Origin of the sequence: Pontivivens marinum (assembly GCF_900231835.1) — a bacterium.
GTDB lineage: Bacteria > Pseudomonadota > Alphaproteobacteria > Rhodobacterales > Rhodobacteraceae > Pontivivens > Pontivivens marinum.
In genome coordinates this window covers 309171-331577 of sequence record NZ_OCTN01000003.1, presented here as the reverse complement: position 1 = coordinate 331577, position 22407 = coordinate 309171, and the positions used below count along the sequence as shown (strand labels likewise).

Genomic DNA, 22407 nt, shown 5'->3' with positions numbered 1-22407 from the left:
GCGCCGCCGCGCCGATGGTACTGCGACTTAAGTCGTGGGAGAGTAGGTCACCGCCAAACCTGTCAATATCTCAATTCTCTCTAAACAATGATGATCTAATCAAAACGCGCTCTGCAGAAATGCAGAGCGCGTTTTCATTTTAAAAACCAAAATCATCCAATGTGCCATGAGGGCTACGGGCTTACAGTCCGAATAATCAGTTCATCCAGCATGTTTTGGCATTTCCCGAGCTCATAGTTGTCCAGAACGCTTTGACGTGCATTGCGACGCAATTGGGCCACGTCGACCTCATTGCCCAGCACATCAACCACACGTTCGGCAATTTCCTGCGGCTTGAAAAAATCTACCAATAGCCCGTTTTCACCGTCTGTGATGACTTCCTCGACCGGCTTTGTTCGCGAGCCGACAACAACGCATCCAGCGGAGAGGGCCTCGAGGCAGGACCATGACAGGACAAATGGGTATGTCAGGTAGACATGCGCTGCAGAGACTTGGAGCAAGCTTAGATAATTTGCGTATGGCAATTGCCCAGTGAAATGCACGCGACCCTTAGGTAGCATAACTTCCTTGAGCATGCGGTCCTTATAGGTTTCTCCATTCGGTAGGGAGCGGCCATAGCTGACACCGTCGGCGCCAACGATGACAGCATGGGCATTGGGGCGCTCCATCAGGATCATGGGCAGAGCGCGCATAAAGCTGTGAAACCCGCGATAGGGTTCTAGGTTGCGCGCAACATAGGTGATGACCTCGTCACCAGGTTTAAATGTGGGGCCATTTTCAACGCTGAATGTCGCATTGCTATTGGGGCAGGCCCGTGTGCAATCAATGCCGTCATGGATGACTTCGATCTTATCCCGATAGGCGCTGGGAAATTGCTGTCGCTGCCAATCCGTGGGTGCATATAATGCATCAGCAGCTTCTGCCGCGATCAAGTGATGTGAGTTGCGCATCCGCGTGCGAAAGACGATCTCACCGCCGTCAGGATATTCGGGATCGAAATCGATATTGGTCCCAACGGGATTGTAGTAAAATTCGCAGTAACTGATCAGCGGCGAGTCTGGGAAGATATCCTTGAGAAACAGGGTTTCCCCCCATCCCGGATGGCCAATCATAACATCAGGAATGAAGCCTGATTTTTTTAGCTGCGTTGCGATCCGCGCGACGCCCTGTCCGTATAGGACGGCATTTTCGGTGCTGCGCAGGTAATGATGCGCCTCTTTTGCAGGTTTGCGATGGGGCACATACTCGATCTTGCCAACATTTGGCAGGCCCTGCTTACCCTTATGGGTGATGTAGACGACCTGATTTGCGGTATCTGCTGCCAGACGGGCCGCAACATGGCGGAATTGCGCGGGGGAATTCTGGTGAACGAATAGGACTTTCATCAGGTACAACCCTCGCAAACACAGTACAGGCGCTGACCCTAGGAGGCGTCTAGAGCCAAGTCAACGCGGCGATAGGGCATTGCGCTGGCCTATGAACAGCTTAGAATTGGTCCTGCCTCGGGGTGGCCATTTGGCCTGAGATGCAAGTGCAGACCCGTCGAACCTGAACCGGATCATACCGGCGGAGGGAAGGCTGTGGCCAATGCCATTCCTTCATCTGCCATAGAGGGATAAATTTATGCTTAGAACTACTGCCCTATTCGCCGCCTTGGCCGCTATGCCTGCGCAGGCGCAGGAACTGGTCGTTTATACTTATGACAGCTTCACGGCAGATTGGGGCGCAGGGCCGCAGGTCGAGGCGCTGTTCGAGGCAGAATGCGGCTGTGATCTTACCTTTGTTGGCACTGGTGACGGCGCTGCGATGGTTGCGCGTCTGCAGCTGGAGGGCGCAGGCACCGATGCGGATGTGGTTCTGGGGCTGGATACAAACCTGATTCAGGCCGCACGCGAAACGGGCCTGTTTGCCCCCGCTCCTACGGATTTGGCCGTGCCTGCTCTACCGATTGAATGGCAGGATGATACATTTGTGCCCTTCGACTGGTCCTATTTTGCATTTGTGTACGAGACATATGCATTGGATACCGTGCCGACCTCGTTCGAGGAATTGGCGCAGAGCGATATCAGCATTTTGATTCAGGACCCGCGTTCCTCGACCCCGGGTCTGGGGCTGCTGATGTGGATCGATGCGCTATATGGCGATGATGCGGATCAAATCTGGTCTGATCTGGCGGATAACATCGTCACCGTGACCCCGGGCTGGTCCGAGGCATATGGCCTGTTCCTGGAGGGCGAGGCCGAGATGGTCCTCTCCTACACCACCTCCCCCGCATATCACCTGATTGCTGAGGAGGATGACGGTAAGGCTACCGCTGCCTTTGAGGAGGGGCACTATATGCAGGTTGAGGTCGCGGCCGCGCTGGCTGACAGTGACCAGCCGGATCTTGCCGCGCAGTTCCTGACATTCCTGACCTCGGCGCAGCTGCAATCTGTTCTGCCCACAACGCAGTGGATGTATCCGGCCTATGAGGCAGAGGTGCCCACCGGTTTCGACACCCTGCAATCGCCCGAGATCGCTTTGCTGCAATCGCCCGAGGTTGCAGCGGAGCGTCGTGACGCAGCATTGGCCATTTGGCAGGATGCGTTGAGCCAGTGAAGGTAACTGGTTGGGTCGGGATCGCGGCTGGTCTGCTTATTTTATTGAGCTGCGCCGCCGCGATTTCAGCCCTGATAGGCGCGTCCGGCGGTGCGATTTCAGTGTCGGGCGCGGATTTTTCTGCGATCCGTTTTACATTGTTACAGGCGGCATTGTCTGCGCTGGGATCATTACTGATCGCGGTGCCCTTGGCGCGGGCGCTGGCCCGACGTCGGTTTCGCGGGCGTGACCTGCTGGTCACGGCGATGGGCGCACCATTTCTGCTGCCCGTCTTGGTGGCTGTTCTGGGCCTGCTGGCGATCTGGGGGCGCAATGGTGTGCTGTCCGCGCTGATGGAAAGCGTGGGCGCGGAGCGTTTGAATATTTACGGGCTGACGGGCGTTGTTCTGGCGCATTTGTTTTTCAATATCCCGTTGGTGACGCGGCTGCTGCTACAGGGCTGGGCGACGATCCCGCCGGAGCATCTGCGTCTGGGGCAGCAATTGGGCTTCGGCCCTGTTGAGCGGTTTCGCCTGATCGAGATGCCTATGCTGCGCACGGTTTTGCCCGGCGCCGGCTTGCTGGTGTTTCTGCTGTGCATCTCCAGCTTTGCGATTGCGCTAACCTTGGGAGGTGGACCGCGGGCCACGACGCTGGAACTGGCGATCTATCAGGCGATCCGGTTTGAATTTGATCTGCCGCGGGCGGGAACGCTGGCCATGATCCAAACGGGGCTGTGCCTGATTGTGGCTGCTGTCACCATGCTGATCGCTCGTCCGGGTGAGGCGCGGGCCGGTATGATCCACCCTGATCCGTTTTCGCCACCCGAGGGGCGTGTGCTGGACGGTGTTGTCATCGCCAGCGTTGCGATGTTTCTGTCCGGTCCTGTGCTGGCTGTCATCCTGCGGGGAGCTCCGGCGCTGCTGGAATTACCCTATGGCGTGGTTGAGGCCGCGATCCGGTCCATTTTGGTGGCCCTGTCCTCGGCCATTTTGACTGTCGGCGTTGGCATGGCGCTGTCCATCGGACTGGTGCGCATGGCCGAGCTGCGCCCCCGTTTGGCGCGCGTTTTCGAGGCGGCGATGTTGCTGGTGCTGGTCATCTCACCCTTTGTACTGGCGACTGGCTGGTTCATCCTGTTGCGCGGCCATGTTGATCCGTTCGCGATTGCGCTGCCGATGGTGGTGACGATCAATGCGCTGATGGCGCTGCCCTTTGCCCTGCGTGCCTTTGTTCCGGCGGTTGCGATGGCGCGGCGCACGGATGGACGCTTGGCGGATATGTTGGGGCTGACGGGGTATACGCGGTTGCGTCATGTGTTGCTGCCGCATATGCGCGGGCCTGCTGCATTTGCCGCAGGGTTGGCGGCGGCACTGTCTATGGGCGATCTGGGGGTGATTGCGCTGTTTGGGTCCACCACCACTGCGACCTTGCCATTGGTCATGTATCAGTTGATGGGTGCATACCGGATGGAGGCAGCAGCAGGGGCGGCTTTGCTATTGCTGCTGCTTAGTTTCGGTATGTTTGCAGTGATCGACAGGTTGGGAAAATCGCATGATCCGGTTTGATGGCGCTGTGCTACGCAATGGCGGGTTTTCGTTGCGCGCCGATCTAACGGTGCTCGGCCCCGGAATTTGCGCCATTGTCGGCCCGTCTGGCGCTGGGAAATCAACGCTACTGCTGGCGCTGGCCGGTTTTGCCTCGATCGGGGCAGGGCGGTTGATGATTGGTGAGCAGGACGTGACGGCGCTGCCCCCTGCGCAGCGGCCTGTCAGCGTGCTGTTTCAGGATCACAACCTGTTCGCGCATCTGGATGTTGCCGCGAATGTGTCATTGGGCCTGCGCCCTGATTTACGGCTGAACGCTGCACAAAAATCGCGGGTACAGCAGGTGCTGCAACATACGGGCCTGCAAGGGCTGTCCGCGCGTAAGCCAGCCATGCTGTCCGGTGGACAGCAGCAGCGTGTCGCCATTGCGCGGGCGTTGCTACGGGATCGACCGGTTCTGTTGCTGGATGAGGCGTTCGGCGCGCTTGGTCCCGGTCTGCGGCGTGAGATGCTGACGCTGGTTCGTACCGTGGCGGTGGAGCAAAACCTGACGGTTCTGATGGTCACGCATGAGCCTGAGGACGCCCGTGCAATCGCAGATCATGTGTTGTTCGTGGCGCAGGGGCAGGTGCATCCACCGCTACCGACTGCTGAGTTTTTTGCGGCCCCGCCCCGTGCCGTCGCGGATTATCTGGGGCTGGACTGAAACGAAAAAGGCCGGAGACATGCTCCGGCCTTTTCCAATTGTGAACCGAGGATCAGTCCTCGTGGCGATGCTTGACGTTATACCAGAGCTTTTTGTTGGTCAGGTACAGCAGCACGGTCAGCAAGCTGAGGAACAGAACAGCGGTCAGGCCGAATGCCTTACGCTGGTTCAGCTTTGGCTCAGCGGCCCACATCAGGAATGCGGAAACATCCTGTGCGGCGCTTTCCAGATCTGTCGGTGCATGGTCAGCATGTTCAAAGAACAGGCCGTCCTCAGTGATTGGCGGCGCCATTGCGATCCACCCGCCAGAGAAGGCGTGGTTTTCGTAATAGGTGATGCCAGCCTCGACCTTTTCCTCACCGGTGAAGCCGGTCAGAACCGATGCGATATATTCCGGCCCGCCGATACCGTTCAGCAGCTGGTTGATACCAGTGCCGTAAGGACCGTGGAAGCCAGCGCGGCTTTTGGCCAGCAGCGACATATCAGGCGCACCTGCCAGCGCGGAGCCGGGGAAGTTATCGGCCAGCGTCGCAGGGCGTTCATCACCTGGCTGTGCCTCTAGCCCGTCATCGGGAACATAGAAGTTCGAGGCCAGTTCCGTGATCATATCGGCAGGCATTGCGGGGCCGGTCGATTCCGTCAGGTTGCGGAAATAGACCAGTTCCATGCCGTGACATGCTGCACAAACCTGCGTGTAGATCGCCAGACCGCGCTGTAGCTGCGCCGTGTCATAGCGACCAAACGGCCCCTCGAAAGGGAACGCATAGTCGTGGATTTCCTGATGTCCCTCTTCAGCGGCGATTGCACCGCTGAAGGTTAGGGTCAGTGCCGCGAGGGCCGAAAGGAGTGTCTTCTTCATTGGCTTGTCTTTCCCTTCGCCTGTCATTCCGCCGCAGCGGAGTTGCTGGTGACAGGGTGTTTCGCGTCGAAGTCTTCCTCGATCGTCGCAGGCTGTGGCAGCGGCTCTTCGAACAGGCCCAGCAGCGGCAGAACCACGAGGAAATAGCCGAACCAGTAGATAGTACCGATCAGCGAGATCTGCGGAATTGGCGCCTCGGCCGGCATCGCACCCGCCCACATCAGGACGAAGAAATCGACGACTAGCAGAATGAACCACCACTTGAACATCGGGCGATAACGGCCCGAACGAACGCGGCTGGTATCCGTCCATGGAACCACGGCCAGCACGGCCAGCGATGCGAACATCACGATCACGCCGAGGAACTTCGAATCGATCAGAACAACGTCGGTGAACGGGATGGAGATCGAGAACGTGATCGCCCGCAGCATCGCGTAGAACGGTAGCAGATACCATTCAGGAACAATGTGCGCCGGTGTCACCAGCGGGTTCGCCGGAATGTAGTTATCCGGGTGGCCGAGGAAGTTTGGCATGAAGCCAACGATAGCGACGAAGATCGTCATGATCAGGGACAGTGCGAACAGATCCTTGATGACGAAATATGGCCAGAAGGGCAGCGTGTCCTTCTCGGCGATTTCCTTGCTGTCGCGACGGACCTCAACACCGGTCGGGTTGTTATTGCCCGTGGTGTGGAACGCCCAAACGTGAACCAAGGTCAGGCCCAGCAGCAGGAATGGCATCAGATAGTGCAGCGAGAAGAAACGGTTCAGCGTTGCGTTATCAACCGATGGCCCACCCAGCAGCAGCGTCTGGATAGGCTCACCCACGATCGGGATCGCACCAAACAGGCCGGTGATTACGGTCGCACCCCAGAAGGACATCTGACCCCATGGCAGTACGTAGCCCATGAACACAGTCGCCATCATGATGATCAGGATGATGACACCGATCAGCCACGTTACCTCACGAGGGGCCTTATACGAGCCGTAGTAGAGGTTGCGGAAGATGTGCGCATAAACCGCGATAAAGAACAGCGACGCACCGTTCGCGTGGATATAGCGGATTGCCCAGCCACCGTTCACGTTGCGCATGATATGCTCAACCGAGGTGAAGGCCAGATCGACATGTGGTGTGAAGTGCATAACCAGCACAACGCCGGTTACGATCTGCATGACCAGTGTAAACACCAGTACAATGCCCCAGATCCACATCCAGTTGAGGTTCTTGGGCGTCGGGATCATCAGCGTATCGTATGCGAGGCCAATAATCGGGAGACGGCGGTGAAGCCATTTTTCCGCGCCGGAGTTCGGCTCGTAATGGTCGTGGGGAATGCCACCCATCGGTATGCTCCCTTATCCGAGTTGAATGACGGTATCGGAGACAAACTCCGCAACCGGTACGTGCAGGTTTTGCGGCGCTGGACCACGACGGATACGGCCAGCCGTATCGTAGTGCGATCCGTGGCATGGGCAGAACCAGCCGCCGAAATCACCAGCGCCATCGCCCAGAGGCACACAGCCAAGGTGCGTACAGACGCCCTGCATGACCAACCATTCACCGGATTCGCTCAGCGCGCGGTTTTCGTCAGTTGCGGGGCTGCCCTCGCCATCAGGGCTGTTGGGGTTGCGCGACTCGCTATCCTTCAGATCGCTCAGCGGCACTGCGCGTGCTGCCTCGATCTCCTCCTGCGTGCGGCGGCGGATGAATACCGGCTTACCCAGGAACAGCACGGTCAGCTGTGTGCCCTCGGAAATACCCGACACATCCACTGGAATGGAGGCCATGGCCTGCACATCGGCAGACGGATTCATCTGGTTGACCAGTGGCCAGACAGCAGCGCCGACCGTAACGGCCCCTGCTCCCGCGGTGGCCACGTACAGAAAGTCGCGGCGGCTTGGTTCTTCTGCGGCTTGGGACACGGTACGCATCTCCCCTTCTTCGGTTTCGGCCCCTTGCAATGTGTCAGGGCCAACGTCATGTTCCGATATCGCGGCACTGTGCAGCGATCTGAGTTTCACCTACACCCTGTGCGCGTGTCGGTCCAGCAGACTATGCGTCGCACGGCACGCAACACCCCGTTCGTTGCATGGAGGTCATGGTAGCGATGAGACTGGCCGTTTACGAGCCGGATATCGCGGCCAATCTAGGCGCGATGATCCGAATTTGCGCATGTTTCGGCACCGGGCTGGATGTGATCGAGCCTTGCGGCTTTCCCTTGTCGGACAAGGCATTGCGCCGCGCGGCAATGGATTACATGCCGCAGGGTGGATATGTGCGCCACGATTCGTGGGACAGGTTTCGCCCCACAGTGGCAGGTCGGCTGGTGTTGTTGAGCACCCGCGCCGCATCGCCGCTGCATGAATTTACATTCAATCCCACGGATACTTTGATGGTCGGGCGGGAATCCGCAGGCGTACCGGATGAGGTCGCAGATGCCTGCGATCACCGCGTCTATATCGCGATGCCCGGTGGCGGACGGTCGCTAAATGTCGGTGTGGCCGCCGGAATCGCCCTGCATGAGGCGCTGCGGACCCAGTTTTAAACCGCCCCGCCAGATTGGCGGAGCGGTAAGCGCGTGGGTTAGATTTGAACCCGACCCGCATTGAACAGGTTCCGGCAATCAGTCGCGTCGCGGAAATTATTCGCAGAGGTCAAGCTGGCATTTGCCGCCATGCCCGGTCCAAAGAAGCGTGGATCATCGCATTCGCCGTCAAACGGGAAGCTACCGCTATCATTGCCGAAATTGATGCTGGACATTGGCGGGACCGATGTTGCCACGGGGAAGCCGCTGCCGCCACCGGGGCGCAATGTTGCACGGCCCGAATTGAACATGGCGCGGCAATCGGATGCATCACGGAACTGGTTCGCGGAGTTGAGGATCGAATCCGCTGCCACACCGGTTCCTTGGAAACGTGGGTCGTCACATTCGCCGTCAAAGGGGAAGGGACCGCTATCATTGCCGAAATTCACGCTGGACATCGGCGGGACAGGGGTGGCCACGGGGAAACCGCTGCCGCCACCGGGACGCAATGTTGCACGGCCAGAATTGAACATAGCGCGGCAATCGGATGCATCGCGGAACTGGTTCGCAGAGTTGAGGATCGAATCCGCCGCCACACCGGTCCCTTGGAACCGTGGGTCGTCACATTCGCCGTCAAACGGATAGGGGCCGCTATCATTGCCGAAATTGATGGTGCTGACCGGTGTGGTTGGTGTCGTGCCCTTGCCACCAGCGGCGGGAACTGGCGTTGCCACAGGTGGCGCGACAGTTACCTGACATCCAAATAATATCATTGATGTTGCGAGCAGTACTGGAAAGCTGATCCGCATTGGAGTGTCCCTTTTGTGGTTTTCACAATCGTGCGATTTGGCGGCCTTCTAAAGATACAAAATACTTTAAGGGTCTTTGAAAACATTAGTGAATATTATGCGCGGGGACTGTGCAAAAATGCAGATGTGCAATCACAAGTTGCGCGGCTGTGCGCTGCGTCACAGTCGCATCAGCCCCGCGAATTGTGATTCGATTAGGCGCGTAAGTCGCGAATGCCCGCGATATTTAGCGCCTTCAGGGCCTGTTCGACGATTTGCGGCGCATTCATTGCGGCCACATCATACATCGCCTTTGGGCTATTCTGATCGATAAAGGTGTCGGGTAAAACCATGGGGCGTACCTTTAGCCCGTGCTCCAACGCGCCCTCAACGGCCAGCAGGTGCAGAACGTGGGACGAGAACCCGCCAATCGCGCCTTCCTCTAGCGTGATCAGCACCTCATGTTCACGGGCAAGGCGCAGGATCATGTCGCGGTCCAGCGGCTTGGCAAAACGGGCATCGGCCAGAGTGGTGGAGATTCCGTGCGCCTCCAGCTCCTCATGCGCGATCATCGCCTCGGCCATGCGGGCGCCGAAATTCAGGATTGCTACCTTTGTCCCCTCACGCAGGATGCGGCCCTTGCCGATTTCGATAGGCACACCGCGTTCGGGCATATCCACGCCCATCCCCTCACCCCGAGGGAAGCGGAACGCCGAGGGCCGATCGTCAATCGCGGCGGCGGTGGCAACCATATGCACCAGCTCCGCCTCATCCGCGGCGGCCATCACGACGAAATCGGGCAGGTTTGCCAGAAACGCGATGTCGAATGTACCCGCATGGGTCGCGCCATCCGCACCGACCAGACCTGCGCGATCAATCGCGAACCGCACCGGCAAACGCTGGATCGCCACATCATGCACGACCTGATCGTAACCGCGTTGCAGGAAGGTGGAGTAGATCGCGGTAAACGGTTTGCATCCACCCGCTGCCAAGCCACCGGCAAAGGTAACGGCGTGCTGTTCCGCGATGCCAACGTCAAAGCACCGCTTGGGGAACCGTTCCGCAAACAGGTTCAGCCCCGTACCGTCGGGCATAGCGGCGGTGATGGCACAAATCTGCTCGTCACGCGATGCCTCGTCGATCAGCGCCTTGGCAAAGACCTTGGTATAGCTGGGCGCGTTCGAGGCCGCCTTTTTCTGCTCACCGGTGATGACGTTGAATTTCGCGCGGGCGTGGCCCTTATCCGCTGCACCTTCGGCGGGGGCGTAACCCTTACCCTTTTTGGTGATGGTGTGGATCAAAACAGGACCGGTGGCGCGGGTGCGCACGGCGCGCAGAACGGCCAGCAACTGGTCCATGTCATGGCCGTCAATCGGGCCGATATAGGAAAAGCCGAGCTGTTCGAACAGGGTGCCGCCGGTTGCCATGCCCTTGACCAATTCCTTGGCGCGCTTAGCCCCCTCACGCAAGGGCGGGGGCAGCAGGCTGGCGGCGGTTTCGGCGGCTGCTTTCAGTTCCTCGAACGGACCCTCGGCATATAGTCGCGATAGATAAGAGGACATTGCGCCGGTGGGCGGGGCGATGCTCATCTCATTGTCATTCAGGATCACGACCATGCGTTTTCCCAGATGACCGGCATTGTTCATCGCCTCATAGGCCATGCCGGCACTGATGGACCCGTCACCGATCACCGCAACCGCATCGCCCAGCCCCTCGGGGCATTTCCCGTGCAATTCGCGCGCCATGGTAAAGCCGAGCGCCGCCGAGATCGAAGTGGACGAATGCGCCGCGCCGAATGGATCATAGGCGCTCTCGGACCGCTTGGTGAATCCTGACAGGCCACCGGCCATGCGCAGGGTGCGAATACGATCCCGACGACCGGTCAGGATTTTATGCGGATAACATTGATGCCCGACATCCCAGATAATCTTGTCCCGCGGCGTATCGAAAACCGCATGCAGCGCGACTGTCAGTTCCACCACGCCAAGGCCCGCGCCCAGATGGCCGCCGGTTTCGCTGACGGCGCTGATCGTCTCGGCGCGCACCTCGTCCGCCAAGGTGGACAACTCACGATCGGAAAATTGCGCAAGGTCGGACGGAAAGGAGACACGGTCCAGCAGCGGCGTTTCGGGGCGTTGAGCCATGTCGGGTCTCCTAAGTATTACGTGCGAGCGTATAGCGTGCCGCGTCGGCCAGTGCGGATGCATCGGCGCCAAAGGGGCGTAACGCAGTGATGGCCTGTTCGACAAGACTGTCTGCCTTCGCCCGCGCCCCGTCTACCCCGAGCAGGGAGACATAGGTGGCCTTTCCGGCCTGTGCGTCCTTATGAAGCGCCTTGCCTGCTGTGGCCTCATCCCCGTCAACATCCAGTAAATCATCGCGAATCTGGAATGCTACACCTAGTGCATCCGCATAGGCGGTCAATGCGGCGTGGGCCTGCGCATCGGCTTGGCCCAGAATGGCACCGGCGCGGGCCGAAAACTGGATCAGCGCACCGGTTTTCAGTGATTGCAGCAGCTGGATTTCATCTAGGTTCAGCGCGCGACCAGCTGTTTCAGCGGCGATATCCATCGCCTGTCCACCAACCATTCCGGCCTGTCCCGATGCAGCCGCCAATGCGGCGACCAGGGCAATACGGACATTCGCGTCGTGATGCGTTGTCGCGTTAGAGAGGATCGTGAAGGCCTGTGTTTGTAGGGCATCCCCTGCCAGAACGGCGGTTGCCTCGTCCCATTTGCGGTGCACCGTCGGGCGCCCGCGCCGCAGGTCGTCATCATCCATGCAGGGCAGATCGTCGTGGATCAGGCTATAGGCGTGCAGGCATTCGATGGCGGCGGCTGTGTTCAACGCTTGGTCGCGGGGCACATCGAACAGTGCCGCGCTTTCCACCACCAGAAACCCGCGCAGGCGTTTTCCGCCGCCCAATGTGCCCCAGCGCATTGCCTGTGCGATGTCATCACCGGTCGGCAGCAATTGGTCGAGGCGGGTTTCAAGCTGGGTCGCGATGTCGCCCAGATGCGTTGAAAAATCTAGCATTATTCGAAGCTTGCAGGTTTTGTGCCCTCACCGTCGCCGGTGATTTGCGCGATCTTTTCCTCGGCTGCGGTCAGGTGTTTCTCGCAGTGCTTTTTCAGGGCAGCGCCGCGTTCATATAGCGTGATGGATTGTTCCAGCGCGACATCGCCGCGCTCCAATTTAGCGACGACTTGCTCCAGCTCGGCCATTGCCTGCTCAAAGCTGAGATCTTCGACCTTTGGTTCGCTCATCTCTTTTCCCTTTCTTGCAGCACTTTGACATGGGCCGTTGCGGCCTGTGCCAGTGCGTTCAGGTCATACCCGCCCTCAAGGACGGAGACGACCCGCCCCAGACAATACCGTTCGGCGATATCGCACAGCGCCTGTGTAAGCCAGACGAAATCTGCGGTGTTCCAGTTAAGCTGCGCCAATGGATCATCCGCATGGGCGTCAAATCCGGCGGAGATAATCAGCAGTTCGGGGGCGAAGGCCTCTAGTGCGGGAAAGACCTTATTTTCATAGGCTTGTCGCATTGTTTCCCCATCAGATTCGGGGGGCAGGGGTACATTCAGGACATTGCCGTGGGCGCCACGCTCTGATGGTTTTCCGGTGCCAGGCCATAGCGGGGATTGATGGGAGGAGATGAAAAGCACCCGTTCCTCATCCCACAGCAAGTCCTGCGTGCCATTTCCGTGATGCACATCGAAATCCACGATCGCCACGCGGGTCAGGCCGTGAACGTCCAGCGCGTGTTTTGCGGCCACGGCGACATTGCCCAACAGGCAAAACCCCATGGTGCGTGTTTTTTCAGCGTGATGACCGGGCGGGCGCGTGGCGACGAAGGCATTGCCTCCATTGGCTAAAACCGTATCCACAGCCGCAATCGCACCACCTGCCGCATGGCGGGCGGCGGTTAGGGAATCGGGTGACATCCATGTGTCAGCGTCCAGTTGAGCGATACCCGTACTGGGGATTGCGGCGGTCAGGGCATCCAGATGGCTTTGCGGATGAACGCGCAGTAATGCTTCATCCGTGGCGGCGGGGGCCTCGATCCGGTCGAGAGTATTGAGCGGTTCGAGCGCGCGCATCAATGCCTCGATCCGTGCGATCCGTTCGGGATGGCCGTCTGGCGTGACGTGATTCAGGCTGGCGGGATGGGTGATCAGGACTGTCATGCGCGCCACGATAACAGGGCTGAAAACCGGCGTCACGGGGTGGCTGCGCTATGGCTGCTTTGTGGCTGCTATATGGCTGGCAAAATTCTGGCTACTTGCGGCGGCTCAGCACGGCGCGGGTCAAATCGCGGCCTGACCATTCGCGCCTGCCGCCATTTTCCGCGTCGCGCACCAGTTCCACAATGCGGTGGTTCACGGGGGCGGCGATGCCGTAGCGGTTGGCCAGATCGGTGACCTCACCATTCAGGAAATCAATCTCGCTGGGTTTGCCCTGCGCGAAATCCTCGCACATCGAGGTGCGGGCCGTCGGGCTGATCTGCATCAGACGATTTGCGATGGGGCGAAAGATAAAATCAGGCAGGGATAGGAAAAGCGGCATCAGCGTGGGTGACATCGCACCCACCTTTGCCGGTTTGATATTGGCCTGTTTCAGCACGCGGAGCGTTTCGCGTTGCGCGGCGGCAAAGACCCTGCGGTAGTGCCATTGCCACAGCTCCTCGCGCAGGGGCACGTTGGACAGCGCGTTGATGGCGTTGTTCAGGTTCAACAGCAATTTGCCCCATGCAATCCGCTCCATATCCGCGACTTGTTCCACGGGGGCGATGTCGATTGCGGCCAGTTGGTCGAGGATCGGGTGGCGCTGGGCCTTTACATGGCCGCTGACGACCTTTTGCCAGCTGGCCGGTCCGGTTGGCACGACGTTAAAGCCAACCATGCCGGGGAGTACGGTAAAGTCGGGCAGGGCGGCGGCCAGATCGGTTGCATTGCTGACCCCGTTTTGCAGGCTGAGCACAACCGTACCAGCCCGCGCATGGGCCGCGATATCGGCGGCGGCGTTCAAGGTCGCGGTGCATTTGACCGTCAGCACAATCAGGTCGGCATGGGCCAGCGCGGCGGGATCGGATGTGAAGCGTGGCTGCCCGTGCCCCTGCCAGCCCTGCGCGTCGCTAACGGTGATGCCATTCGCATATTCCGCCGCCTGCCGGGCGCGGCCCAGCAGCGTGACGTTCAATCCGGCCTGTGCCCAAAGCCCCGCGAAAAAGCCGCCAATGGCACCGGCCCCGATGACAGTGATTTGCATATCCGCGCCGATCAGTCAGGGACCAGCATATAGCCGGCACCGCGCACGGTTTGCAGATAGCGTGGGGTTTTCGGGTCTATCTCGATTTTGCGCCGCAATCGGGTGATTTGCACGTCGATTGCGCGCTCCTGTGCCTGTCCATGGTCGCGGCCCAATGCCTCGATCAAGGCTTGGCGCGCGATAGGTTCGTGGGGGGAGGCAGCAAAGATGCGCATCAGCGCTTGCTCGGTCGAGGTTAGGCGAACCTGTGCATCGCCCTGCCACATCTCACCCCGCCCAACGTCATAGCGCACGGGGCCGAGCTGCATGGTTTTTGGCGGCTCTTCCTTGGTCGGCTTTGGCGGCGTGCGGCGCAGGATGGCATTGATGCGCGCGACCAGTTCACGAGGCTCAAACGGTTTGGGCAGGTAATCATCGGCGCCTGCCTCCAGCCCCGTAATCCGGTCATCGGCATCACCGCGCGCGGTTAGCAGCAGGATCGGGGTTGTGATGTCCTCACGCAGGGAGCGGGTCAAGCTCAACCCATCCTCGCCCGGCATCATCACGTCCAGCACGATCAGGTCAAATTCCAACCCCTCCAGCAAGCGGCGGGCATGGGCGGCATCGCGTGCGCCTGACACCAGAAAGCCCTGACGTGACAGGAATTTGCGCAACAGGTCGCGGATGCGCTGGTCATCATCGACAATCAGGATATGCGCGTCGGAGGTCAGGTCAGTCATCACCATCTCCTACCAGGCCCAGAACGCGCGGGCGCATGTCGGGGTCGATCATCTGTTCCAGAACGGTGCGAAAGCCGTGCACAGCCTCGGGTCCGGCCTCCATATACGCCTTGCGCATGCGGGTGCGTTGGGATTCGGAGAGGGACCGCTCCAACGCCTTACCGGATTCCGTCAGGAACAGGTTGCGCTGGCGGCGGTCGGTTTCGCCGACGCGGCTGTCGATCAGGCCGTCCTCAACCAATTGGCGCAGAACGCGGTTCAGAGATTGCTTGGTCACGCCCAGAATATCCAGCAACGCATTCACGGTCAGGCCGGGGCGGCGGTTTACGAAATGCAGGGCACGATGGTGCGCGCGGCCATAGCCGTAATCCTCCAACAACAAATCCGGATCGGCGGTAAACCCGCGATAGGCAAAGAACATCAACTCAATGCCATTGCGCAATTGATCATCGGTAAGGAAGAGGAGCTGCTCACCACGGGGTGCGGTGGCGGCGAAACGTCGGCTCATGGTCGATCCTGTTCGTTGCTTGATATCCTTTTTAAGTCAGTCTTGTTGACTATCCAATAGCGCAATGTTAGCCGAGTGCTGATTTGGCGAAACATAATGGCGACTTGTGCGGGTTTTGCGCAACTAATGCAAAAAGGGTCCGAAGCGGCCCTATCAGGGGAACGACAATGGCAGGCAGCTACGACGATCGGGACGGTCATATCTGGATGGACGGCAAGATGGTGCCGTGGCGCGAGGCAAACGTACATGTGCTGACCCACGCGATGCACTATGCCTCGGCCGTATTTGAGGGTGAGCGCGCCTATAACGGCGTGATTTTCAAAAGCCGTGAACATTCGGAGCGTTTGCTGCGCTCTGGCGAGCTGATCGATGCTGCGATCCCCTATACCGTCGATCAGATCGAGGCGGCCAAGGCTGAGGTCATGCAGGCCAGCGGATTGCAGGACGCCTATGTGCGCGTTCTGGCATGGCGCGGATCGGGCTCTGACATGGGCGTTGCCTCGCAGAACAATCCCGTCCGCATGGCTGTCGCCGCATGGGAGTGGGGCGCCTATTACGGCGATGCAAAGATGAAGGGGGCAAAGCTGGATATTTCCAAGTGGAAGCGTCCCTCACCCGAAACCATCCCCAGTGCGGCCAAGGCATCGGGTCTGTACATGATCTGCACCATGTCCAAGCACGCAGCGGAGGCCAAGGGCTGTTCCGATGCGTTGATGATGGATTATCGCGGCTATGTGGCCGAGGCGACAGGCGCGAACGTGTTTTTCGTCAAAGAGGGCAAGGTGCATACACCGCTGGCCGATTGCTTCCTGAACGGGATCACGCGCCAGACGGTTATCGGCATGCTCAAGGATCGCGGTGTCGAGGTGATCGAGCGTCACATCATGCCTGAGGAGCTGGACGGGTTCGAGCAGTGCTGGCTGACCGGCACCGCTGCCGAGGTTACGCCTGTCGGCCAGATTGGCGAGCATACCTTTGAGGTGGGCACGCTGGCGCGGATGATTGCCGAGGATTACGAGAAGCTGGTGCGCGGTCAGTTGTGACCTAGTGCCGTTATCCCCGCCATTGGCCGGTGCCTCCGGCGGGGATATTTTGAGAATGCGATATGCCTATTCTGCCGCGTTTGGTGTGAACAGTGGCGCGCCGTTCAGGCGATAGGCGGCGATTGCCTGCTGGCCAGACGTGCCGGTGATCCAGTCCACGAATGTTTGCGCACCGATTGCGTTGACCGATGGGCAGTGCTGCGGGGAAACCGCGATAACGCCGTATTGGTTGTTCAGGTCGGCGTGCCCCTCGTAGCTGATGACCAGATCGGCGGGGTTGGCAAAGGTTAGCCATGTCGCGCGGTCGGTCAGGGTATATGCGCCCATCCCCGCCGCGATGTTCAGCGTGGCCCCCATGCCTGCGCCGGTTTCACGATACCAGCCACCCGATGCGCCTGTCGGGTCGATATCGGCAGTGTTCCACAGCGCCATTTCGCGGCTATGCGTGCCGCTATCATCCCCGCGTGACAGGAAGGGCAGCTCCGCCTGCGCGATGCTGGTCAGGGCGGCGGCGGGGCTGTCGGCGGTTATGGTTTCTGGCCCGATAATGATGAAGTCGTTGAACATCACATCATGGCGCTGTGTGCCGTAGCCTGCGGAAACGAAGGCATCCTCGGCTGCGCGGGAATGGACTAGCAGCACGTCGCCGTCGCAATTGGTTGCGTTGCGGATCGCCTGCCCTGTGCCGACGGCCACGACGCGGGGCTCGATACCGGTTTCGGCCTGAAACAGCGGTAGCAGGTGATCGTATAGGCCGGAATTCTGTGTGGAGGTCGTGGACTGGATCAGGATGTGGTCCTGCGCGAAAACAGGCGCGGCGGTCAGTGTGAGAAGCAGAGCAAGGCGGATCATAGGTAGAGTTCTCCTCTGAGATAGGCGGCAGCTTGTGCGGAGGTTGGGGTGTCGAAAAACTGTGGTGCGGGGCTATGCTCGGCCACCTGCCCGTCCTGTAGGAACAGGATGTCCTTGGCCAAGCGGCGGGCCTGACCGATATCATGGGTCACGAGGATCACGCGCACGCCCTGTGCGGTGGCGCGCTGGATCAGCGCCTCAATCGCGGCGGTTGATCTGGGGTCCAGGTTCGAGGTCGGCTCATCCAGCAACAACAGATCAGGGGCCGCGCCGAGCGCCCGCACCAGTGTCAGCCGTTGTTGTTCGCCCCCTGACAGCGCACGGGCCGGAATATTGGCGCGGTCGGTCAGGCCGCCAAAGTCCAGTAGCTCCATCGCGCGGGCAGTTCGGCGTGTGCGGGTGACGCCATATTGCGCCAGCGCATGGGTCAGGTTTGCCAGAGCGGAGCGGCGCAGCAGCACAGGCCGTTGAAAGACCAGCGCGATCCGGTGCTTTTCTGGCGCGTCAGGCCATGCGAATTTGATCGTACCGCTATCTGGTTGCCCCAATCCCGCGATCAGGCGCAGCAATTGGGTTTTGCCCGCGCCGTTTGGCCCCATAATCGCGGTGACATCGGACAGGCCCAGATTGGCCGTAATGTCGCGCAGGATATATTGGCCGCCCCGTTGCAGATACAGGTCCGCGATCCGCACCGGTGGGTGTTGCGTTAATGTGGGTCGCGTATGGGCGAGGCGGATCAGGCGGTCGGGCTCAACCATCGGATAACCTGCGCGCCGCAGCGCGGACCCCCATTAGCGCGGCATTTATCCCGAGCGACAATGTTAGCAGGATCAGGCCGAGGCCGAGCGCAAGTTCCAGCGCCCCGCGTGAGGTTTCCAGCGCGATTGCAGTCGTCATCACGCGGGTCACATGGTCGATATTGCCACCAACTATGACCACGGCGCCGACTTCGGCCAATGCACGGCCTGCTCCGGCCAGAACGGCGGTGGTCAGGGCAAAGCGCCCGTCCCACATCAGGGTTGCGGCCTGTGCTGTGCGGCGCATTCCCATGGTGGCGAACAGGTCGCGATATTCCTCGGACAGGTCCGCGACGATCTGCGCGGTGATCGCGGCAACGATAGGCGTGACCAGCACTGTTTGGGCGAGGATCATCGCGGTTGGCGTATATAGCAGGTCCAGCGGTCCCAACGGCCCTGCGCGGCTGAGCAGCAGGTACAGCGTCAGCCCCACCACCACCGGCGGCAGGCCCATCGCCGCGTTGACCAGCACCAGCAGCGGCATTCGCCCTGCAAACCGCCCCGCGCCCAGTGCCGCGCCAAGGGGGAAACCGATCACACAGGCCAGCGTGACCGCCGCCCCCGATACGAGCAGGGACAAGCCGACAATTTCCATCAGGTCGGCATCCATCCGAAACACCAGATCGAGGGCTGCGCGAAACGCGGCGGTGAAATCCTGCATTGCTTGGGCCCCGTGATGTGGTGAATGGTGCCGTAACCTTACGGTGCGGGATCGTTCGCTGCCAGCGCAGTGGGCGGCAGGGCGGTGCAGATTTGCGACACTTGTCATGTGTTGCGGGGAGGGATGAAGCCAATGCGAAACTTCGGCCTGCTGGCGCTGGGCGTTGTGCTGCTGATCGGGGTGTTCGCGTTATGGCGAGTCCGGCGGGTTCCGCGTGGTGCCTTGGTGCAGCGGTTCAGCGGCTTGGATCGTGGGCTGCATGCGTGCTTGATCCTGGCGCTGGGCGCGATGACCGTTCCCGCGTGGCACGTCGTGGCGGGGTGGTGCTTTGCCGTGTTGGGAGTGATTGCGGTGCTGCGTCGGGTCGTGCGGCGGTTATTGGTGCGGCGCAGGCCGAAATTGCGGGCCTCGGTCGCGCGGTTCGGGCGGATGCACCGTTTGGGGATGATAGGGCTGGCGCTTGCGCTGGGCGGGCTGACGGTGGCGGATTGGCATCAGGCGTCGGGTATTGCCGTGGCGCTGGGCGTTGCGCTGCATGTTGCGATGATGGTCCGTGATCCGCTGGCCTGTCGCGGGATGGCCAGCGGTTTTGTGCGGATGGATGCGGCACGCACCCGCTGGCCTGTCTGGGTCGCCGCGTTAAGGTCGCAGCGGGGCGTTTCGGGTAAAAGGCAGCGGCCCCTGCTGTGAAAACACCGCTATGCGCCATGGTCATTAAGTAACGTTGCGCCGGATATTATAAGAAAACAGGCGATTTCACGCGACAGGGCGGGGCGAATCGGCTAGGCGGGCGCGTCGTGCCGCCTGCATGGTTGAGCGGACGACCCGAAACTGCTATATTAGATATGTATCGCGCGTCATTCCGGCGTGCAATTTGAGGAGGACATCGTTCTGTTGGAACGTGTTGCCGCGGTGGATGCCACCGCACCGGATAGTGCCACGGTAACCACGGCACAGAGCGCATTCGGCTCCGCAGAGATGTTGGCGCTGGTGCTTGCTTCCCTCGATGATGACAAGGCGGAGGACGTTGTTTCCATCCCGCTGAAGGGCAAATCGGCAATGGCGGACAATATGGTCGTCGCGTCGGGCCGTTCGTCACGTCAGGTTTCCGCAATGGCGGAAAAGCTGGTGGACCGCATCAAAAAGGCCACCGGTAAGTCATGCCGTGTTGAGGGTCGCGAGACCGGAGACTGGGTGCTGATCGACGCGGGCGATGCCATCGTGCATCTGTTCCGTCCAGAAGTGCGTGAGTTCTACCAGCTTGAAAAGATGTGGCAGGGCTCAATGGCTGATCCAAACCCTATGCCGGTCTGATACCGGCGTGCGGGTTACAATTGCCGCTGTCGGCCGCCTACGTGGTGGGCCGGAGCGGGATATTATCGATGATTATCTGGCCCGGTTCGACCGGACCGGACGGCCCCACGGCCTAGGCCCTGTTGAGGTGGTCGAGGTTGATGAACGTAAGGGCGGCGGCATGGCGGGCGAGGGCAAATTGCTCGACGCGGCCATACCGGATGGCGCGTGGCGTATCGCGCTGGACGAACGGGGTAAGGTTATGACCTCCCCCGATTTCGCAAATATGCTACAGATGCGGGCCGATGATGGTCAGCGCGATATTGCGTTCATTATTGGCGGTGCGGATGGCATCGACCCTGCCCTGCGCAAACGCTGCAATGGCGCGCTAAGCTTTGGCAAAATGGTTTGGCCGCATATGCTGGTGCGCGTGATGTTGGCCGAGCAGCTATACCGCGCCGCGACCATTCAGGCGCAATTGCCGTATCATCGTGTTTAACGTCAGGGTTTAGTCGTCGATATGGCGGGCGGCGTCGGGCAGCATGACCGGTACGCCCTCATGCACGGGATAGGCCAGGCCCGCATTGCGCGAGATCAGCTCATTCGCCTCACGATCATAGACCAGTGTGCCCCGCGTGACGGGGCAAACCAGTGATTCCAGCAGTTTTCGATCCAGAACCTGTGTCATTGCAAGATCGGACTATCGCTGCCGTCGCCCGCGCGCAGGGCGAATTCCATCAGCATGACCAATGTTTCGCGCCGTGTGGCGAGGGAGGGGGCCTCAAGCAAGGCTTGTTTTTCCTCCACCTCGAACGGGCACAGCATGGACAGGGAGTTGATGAGCAGTTCCTCATCCGCTTCCTTCAGGCTGTCCCAGTCGCTGGACAGTTGGGCATTGTCGAAAAACCGTGACAGCAATTTCAGGAAAGCAGGGCGGTCAAAGTCCGTGTCCTTTTCCTCGCCCCCCAGATCACGGCCAAAGCTGCCCCAATCCAGCCGCGCGCGGCGATAGGGGGTGAAACCGTCGATTTCCTCGATCAGGCGGAAGCGCGAAATTCCGGTCAGCGAGACGATATAGCGGCCATCATCCGTTTCGGAAAATTGCGTGATCCGTCCCGCGCATCCGATGGAATGCAGGCGCGAGGTGCCGTTTGGCCCCTCCGCCGGCTGGATCATCGCTATCATCCGCTCTGGCGTTTTTAGCGCGTCATCCAGCATGGCCAGATAACGCGGTTCAAACAGGTTCAGCGGCAGCCGCGCCCGTGGCAGCAGCAGCGCCCCTCCCAGAGGGAAGATCGGAAGCGCATCCGGCAGGTCGGCGGCTGCAAAACGGCGCATCAGGCGAAGATCATCGAGCTGAGACGGCGACGGCCGGTTGCGGTCATCGGGTCCTTTGGTCCCATGGCGTCAAACAGTTTGAACAATTGCTGACGGGCGGCGTCCTCGTTCCATTCGCGGTCCTGACGGAAGATCTCAAGCAGGCTATCAATGGCAGCGGCATTATCACCGGCCCCGATTTGCGCGAGGGCCAGATCAAAGCGTGCTTGTTTATCGGTCGGATCAGCCTCGACCGCGGCGAGCAGGGCGTCCAGTTCACCGGCACCGGCGCTGGCCTCGGTCAATTCGATCCGTGCGCGGACGGCTGCGATTTCTGGCGCATTGGCGATTTCGGCTGGTGCGGCGTCGAGGGTTGCGGTCGCATTCACCGTGTCGCCCAGTGCCATATAGGCATTGGCGAGGCCAGCAACGGCGCGGGGCTGTTTGGGGTCCTCTTCAAGAATCGCGGCGAAAACCTGTGCGGCGTCGGCAACCTCGCCTGCATCGAGCATTTGCTCGGCTTGCTCGATTGCCTCCTCCAGCCCACCGGATGCGTCGCCGCCTGCGGCTGTGATGACCTTCTCGATGAAGGCCTTGATCTGGCTTTGCGAGAGAGGGCCCTGAAAGCCGTCAATCGGCTGGCCGTTAAAGAAGGCATAGACGGTGGGCACGTTTTGAATGCGAAGCTGGCCGGCAATGGCCTGATTCTCATCCGCGTTCGCCTTGACCATGCGCACCGCGCCACGGGCATTTGTGACCTCTGCCTCGATCATCGGGATGATCTGCTTGGACTGTGGCACCATTGCGGACCAGAACACCACGATAACGGGCGCCTGCTGCGAGGCATCCACAACGTCAGCCATAAAGGTGGCCTCGGACGTGTCCTTGATCAGATCGGCAGTGGCGGGGGCGGCGTTGAGTTCGAGCATCATGTCTCTCTTATATCATA

At 60.2% G+C, this 22407-nt stretch carries 26 protein-coding genes and 1 riboswitch; of the genes, 8 read left to right on the top strand and 18 right to left on the bottom strand.

All coding sequences use genetic code 11. The annotated features are described in order from the left end of the window. Positions 1–173: 173 nt before the first annotated feature. Positions 174–1385 (bottom strand): glycosyltransferase family 4 protein, encoded by a 1212-nt coding sequence (locus CR254_RS10705; protein WP_097929839.1) that lies wholly within the window; start codon positions 1383–1385, stop codon positions 174–176. Between the two features lie 108 nt (positions 1386–1493). Beyond that, positions 1494–1592, top strand: a riboswitch (TPP riboswitch). Between the two features lie 31 nt (positions 1593–1623). Here CR254_RS10705 and thiB point away from each other — a divergent pair. Genes thiB through thiQ form a run of 3 tightly spaced genes read left to right on the top strand, consistent with a single transcriptional unit; the run spans position 1624 to position 4830 of the window. Beyond that, positions 1624–2598, top strand: coding sequence for a thiamine ABC transporter substrate binding subunit (gene thiB / locus CR254_RS10700; protein WP_097929838.1), 975 nt, complete (start codon positions 1624–1626; stop codon positions 2596–2598). Then, on the top strand, positions 2595–4145 hold the full coding sequence (locus CR254_RS10695) for an ABC transporter permease subunit (protein WP_097929837.1): 1551 nt from the start codon (positions 2595–2597) through the stop codon (positions 4143–4145). The genes thiB and CR254_RS10695 overlap by 4 nt, the downstream gene beginning before the upstream one ends. Beyond that, positions 4132–4830 carry a thiamine ABC transporter ATP-binding protein gene (gene thiQ / locus CR254_RS10690; protein WP_097929836.1) on the top strand — a complete coding sequence of 233 codons (699 nt, stop codon included), beginning with the start codon at positions 4132–4134 and terminating at the stop codon, positions 4828–4830. The genes CR254_RS10695 and thiQ overlap by 14 nt, the downstream gene beginning before the upstream one ends. A 52-nt stretch (positions 4831–4882) precedes the next feature. Here the strand turns inward: thiQ and CR254_RS10685 are convergent, their stop codons facing one another. From CR254_RS10685 to petA, 3 genes are read right to left on the bottom strand one after another with little or no spacing between them, the layout of a single operon-like run. Continuing rightward, positions 4883–5689: a cytochrome c1 gene (locus CR254_RS10685; protein WP_097929835.1), complete on the bottom strand. Its 807-nt coding sequence runs from the start codon at positions 5687–5689 to the stop codon at positions 4883–4885. 23 nt (positions 5690–5712) lie between these two features. Next, on the bottom strand, positions 5713–7029 hold the full coding sequence (locus CR254_RS10680) for a cytochrome b (protein ID WP_097929834.1): 1317 nt from the start codon (positions 7027–7029) through the stop codon (positions 5713–5715). Between the two features lie 12 nt (positions 7030–7041). Next, complete coding sequence (petA, locus tag CR254_RS10675; RefSeq protein WP_097929871.1) at positions 7042–7608, bottom strand: ubiquinol-cytochrome c reductase iron-sulfur subunit; 567 nt, start codon at positions 7606–7608, stop codon at positions 7042–7044. Positions 7609–7784: 176 nt separating this feature from the next. On the opposite strand from petA, the gene CR254_RS10670 reads away from it, so the two are divergent. Further along, positions 7785–8231 (top strand): tRNA (cytidine(34)-2'-O)-methyltransferase, encoded by a 447-nt coding sequence (locus tag CR254_RS10670; protein ID WP_245851560.1) that lies wholly within the window; start codon positions 7785–7787, stop codon positions 8229–8231. Positions 8232–8269: 38 nt separating this feature from the next. Here the strand turns inward: CR254_RS10670 and CR254_RS10665 are convergent, their stop codons facing one another. The 8 genes from CR254_RS10665 to CR254_RS10630 all read right to left on the bottom strand — a co-directional run bounded on the left by CR254_RS10665 (position 8270) and on the right by CR254_RS10630 (position 15495). Beyond that, positions 8270–9019 carry a hypothetical protein gene (locus CR254_RS10665; RefSeq protein ID WP_097929832.1) on the bottom strand — a complete coding sequence of 250 codons (750 nt, stop codon included), beginning with the start codon at positions 9017–9019 and terminating at the stop codon, positions 8270–8272. A 194-nt stretch (positions 9020–9213) separates the two neighbouring features. After that, positions 9214–11142, bottom strand: coding sequence for a 1-deoxy-D-xylulose-5-phosphate synthase (gene dxs, locus CR254_RS10660; RefSeq protein WP_097929831.1), 1929 nt, complete (start codon positions 11140–11142; stop codon positions 9214–9216). Positions 11143–11152: 10 nt separating this feature from the next. After that, entirely contained in the window at positions 11153–12034 is an 882-nt protein-coding gene (locus tag CR254_RS10655; RefSeq protein ID WP_097929830.1) for a polyprenyl synthetase family protein, read from the bottom strand. Beyond that, positions 12034–12264 (bottom strand): exodeoxyribonuclease VII small subunit, encoded by a 231-nt coding sequence (locus tag CR254_RS10650; protein WP_097929829.1) that lies wholly within the window; start codon positions 12262–12264, stop codon positions 12034–12036. The genes CR254_RS10655 and CR254_RS10650 overlap by 1 nt, the downstream gene beginning before the upstream one ends. Continuing rightward, entirely contained in the window at positions 12261–13187 is a 927-nt protein-coding gene (locus CR254_RS10645; RefSeq protein ID WP_097929870.1) for a histone deacetylase family protein, read from the bottom strand. The genes CR254_RS10650 and CR254_RS10645 overlap by 4 nt, the downstream gene beginning before the upstream one ends. A gap of 91 nt (positions 13188–13278) precedes the next feature. Continuing rightward, positions 13279–14268, bottom strand: coding sequence for a 2-dehydropantoate 2-reductase (locus tag CR254_RS10640; RefSeq protein WP_097929828.1), 990 nt, complete (start codon positions 14266–14268; stop codon positions 13279–13281). An 11-nt stretch (positions 14269–14279) separates the two neighbouring features. Further along, positions 14280–14987: a response regulator gene (locus tag CR254_RS10635; RefSeq protein WP_097929827.1), complete on the bottom strand. Its 708-nt coding sequence runs from the start codon at positions 14985–14987 to the stop codon at positions 14280–14282. Continuing rightward, the gene (locus CR254_RS10630) at positions 14980–15495 is read right to left on the bottom strand and encodes a MarR family winged helix-turn-helix transcriptional regulator (protein ID WP_097929826.1); all 516 of its coding nucleotides are present in this window, start codon (positions 15493–15495) and stop codon (positions 14980–14982) included. Before CR254_RS10630 ends, CR254_RS10635 begins: the two co-directional genes overlap by 8 nt. A 167-nt stretch (positions 15496–15662) precedes the next feature. Between CR254_RS10630 and CR254_RS10625 the strand changes: the two genes are divergently transcribed. Then, a complete protein-coding gene (locus tag CR254_RS10625) occupies positions 15663–16538 on the top strand; it encodes a branched-chain amino acid aminotransferase (RefSeq protein ID WP_097929825.1) in 876 nt (291 codons plus the stop codon). A gap of 66 nt (positions 16539–16604) precedes the next feature. Here CR254_RS10625 and CR254_RS10620 read toward each other — a convergent pair whose 3' ends face one another. From CR254_RS10620 to CR254_RS10610, 3 genes are read right to left on the bottom strand one after another with little or no spacing between them, the layout of a single operon-like run. Beyond that, positions 16605–17390, bottom strand: coding sequence for an ABC transporter substrate-binding protein (locus CR254_RS10620; RefSeq protein WP_097929824.1), 786 nt, complete (start codon positions 17388–17390; stop codon positions 16605–16607). Then, positions 17387–18148, bottom strand: a complete 762-nt coding sequence (locus CR254_RS10615; protein WP_097929823.1) for an ATP-binding cassette domain-containing protein — start codon at positions 18146–18148, stop codon at positions 17387–17389. The genes CR254_RS10620 and CR254_RS10615 overlap by 4 nt, the downstream gene beginning before the upstream one ends. Next, positions 18141–18848: an ABC transporter permease gene (locus CR254_RS10610; protein WP_097929822.1), complete on the bottom strand. Its 708-nt coding sequence runs from the start codon at positions 18846–18848 to the stop codon at positions 18141–18143. Before CR254_RS10610 ends, CR254_RS10615 begins: the two co-directional genes overlap by 8 nt. A 132-nt stretch (positions 18849–18980) precedes the next feature. Between CR254_RS10610 and CR254_RS10605 the strand changes: the two genes are divergently transcribed. From CR254_RS10605 to rlmH, 3 genes are all read left to right on the top strand, one after another. Then, on the top strand, positions 18981–19538 hold the full coding sequence (locus tag CR254_RS10605; RefSeq protein ID WP_097929821.1) for a hypothetical protein: 558 nt from the start codon (positions 18981–18983) through the stop codon (positions 19536–19538). A gap of 288 nt (positions 19539–19826) precedes the next feature. Further along, the gene (gene rsfS, locus CR254_RS10600) at positions 19827–20162 is read left to right on the top strand and encodes a ribosome silencing factor (protein ID WP_097929869.1); all 336 of its coding nucleotides are present in this window, start codon (positions 19827–19829) and stop codon (positions 20160–20162) included. A 7-nt stretch (positions 20163–20169) separates the two neighbouring features. After that, entirely contained in the window at positions 20170–20640 is a 471-nt protein-coding gene (gene rlmH, locus CR254_RS10595) for a 23S rRNA (pseudouridine(1915)-N(3))-methyltransferase RlmH (RefSeq protein WP_097929820.1), read from the top strand. Between the two features lie 9 nt (positions 20641–20649). Here rlmH and CR254_RS10590 read toward each other — a convergent pair whose 3' ends face one another. The 3 genes from CR254_RS10590 to CR254_RS10580 are packed head-to-tail and all read right to left on the bottom strand — an operon-like array spanning position 20650 to position 22387. After that, on the bottom strand, positions 20650–20829 hold the full coding sequence (locus tag CR254_RS10590) for a Trm112 family protein (protein WP_097929819.1): 180 nt from the start codon (positions 20827–20829) through the stop codon (positions 20650–20652). Next, positions 20826–21479, bottom strand: coding sequence for an LON peptidase substrate-binding domain-containing protein (locus CR254_RS10585; protein WP_097929818.1), 654 nt, complete (start codon positions 21477–21479; stop codon positions 20826–20828). The genes CR254_RS10590 and CR254_RS10585 overlap by 4 nt, the downstream gene beginning before the upstream one ends. Further along, a complete protein-coding gene (locus CR254_RS10580; protein WP_097929868.1) occupies positions 21479–22387 on the bottom strand; it encodes a tetratricopeptide repeat protein in 909 nt (302 codons plus the stop codon). Before CR254_RS10580 ends, CR254_RS10585 begins: the two co-directional genes overlap by 1 nt. Positions 22388–22407 lie beyond the last annotated feature (20 nt).

What these genes read in the sequence shown, in the direction of transcription:
- thiQ (WP_097929836.1), top strand. Translation starts at nt 4,132, where the DNA reads ATGATCCGGTTTGATGGCGCTGTGCTACGCAATGGCGGGTTTTCGTTG.
- CR254_RS10650 (WP_097929829.1), bottom strand. Translation starts at nt 12,264, where the DNA reads ATGAGCGAACCAAAGGTCGAAGATCTCAGCTTTGAGCAGGCAATGGCC.
- CR254_RS10670 (WP_245851560.1), top strand. Translation starts at nt 7,785, where the DNA reads ATGGTAGCGATGAGACTGGCCGTTTACGAGCCGGATATCGCGGCCAAT.
- CR254_RS10585 (WP_097929818.1), bottom strand. Translation starts at nt 21,479, where the DNA reads ATGCGCCGTTTTGCAGCCGCCGACCTGCCGGATGCGCTTCCGATCTTC.
- dxs (WP_097929831.1), bottom strand. Translation starts at nt 11,142, where the DNA reads ATGGCTCAACGCCCCGAAACGCCGCTGCTGGACCGTGTCTCCTTTCCG.
- CR254_RS10685 (WP_097929835.1), bottom strand. Translation starts at nt 5,689, where the DNA reads ATGAAGAAGACACTCCTTTCGGCCCTCGCGGCACTGACCCTAACCTTC.
- CR254_RS10615 (WP_097929823.1), bottom strand. Translation starts at nt 18,148, where the DNA reads ATGGTTGAGCCCGACCGCCTGATCCGCCTCGCCCATACGCGACCCACA.
- CR254_RS10590 (WP_097929819.1), bottom strand. Translation starts at nt 20,829, where the DNA reads ATGACACAGGTTCTGGATCGAAAACTGCTGGAATCACTGGTTTGCCCC.
- CR254_RS10630 (WP_097929826.1), bottom strand. Translation starts at nt 15,495, where the DNA reads ATGAGCCGACGTTTCGCCGCCACCGCACCCCGTGGTGAGCAGCTCCTC.
- CR254_RS10705 (WP_097929839.1), bottom strand. Translation starts at nt 1,385, where the DNA reads ATGAAAGTCCTATTCGTTCACCAGAATTCCCCCGCGCAATTCCGCCAT.
- CR254_RS10645 (WP_097929870.1), bottom strand. Translation starts at nt 13,187, where the DNA reads ATGACAGTCCTGATCACCCATCCCGCCAGCCTGAATCACGTCACGCCA.
- CR254_RS10640 (WP_097929828.1), bottom strand. Translation starts at nt 14,268, where the DNA reads ATGCAAATCACTGTCATCGGGGCCGGTGCCATTGGCGGCTTTTTCGCG.
- CR254_RS10665 (WP_097929832.1), bottom strand. Translation starts at nt 9,019, where the DNA reads ATGCGGATCAGCTTTCCAGTACTGCTCGCAACATCAATGATATTATTT.
- CR254_RS10635 (WP_097929827.1), bottom strand. Translation starts at nt 14,987, where the DNA reads ATGACTGACCTGACCTCCGACGCGCATATCCTGATTGTCGATGATGAC.
- rsfS (WP_097929869.1), top strand. Translation starts at nt 19,827, where the DNA reads ATGTTGGCGCTGGTGCTTGCTTCCCTCGATGATGACAAGGCGGAGGAC.
- CR254_RS10610 (WP_097929822.1), bottom strand. Translation starts at nt 18,848, where the DNA reads ATGCAGGATTTCACCGCCGCGTTTCGCGCAGCCCTCGATCTGGTGTTT.
- CR254_RS10580 (WP_097929868.1), bottom strand. Translation starts at nt 22,387, where the DNA reads ATGCTCGAACTCAACGCCGCCCCCGCCACTGCCGATCTGATCAAGGAC.
- CR254_RS10655 (WP_097929830.1), bottom strand. Translation starts at nt 12,034, where the DNA reads ATGCTAGATTTTTCAACGCATCTGGGCGACATCGCGACCCAGCTTGAA.
- CR254_RS10625 (WP_097929825.1), top strand. Translation starts at nt 15,663, where the DNA reads ATGGCAGGCAGCTACGACGATCGGGACGGTCATATCTGGATGGACGGC.
- CR254_RS10620 (WP_097929824.1), bottom strand. Translation starts at nt 17,390, where the DNA reads ATGATCCGCCTTGCTCTGCTTCTCACACTGACCGCCGCGCCTGTTTTC.
- CR254_RS10680 (WP_097929834.1), bottom strand. Translation starts at nt 7,029, where the DNA reads ATGGGTGGCATTCCCCACGACCATTACGAGCCGAACTCCGGCGCGGAA.
- thiB (WP_097929838.1), top strand. Translation starts at nt 1,624, where the DNA reads ATGCTTAGAACTACTGCCCTATTCGCCGCCTTGGCCGCTATGCCTGCG.
- CR254_RS10605 (WP_097929821.1), top strand. Translation starts at nt 18,981, where the DNA reads ATGCGAAACTTCGGCCTGCTGGCGCTGGGCGTTGTGCTGCTGATCGGG.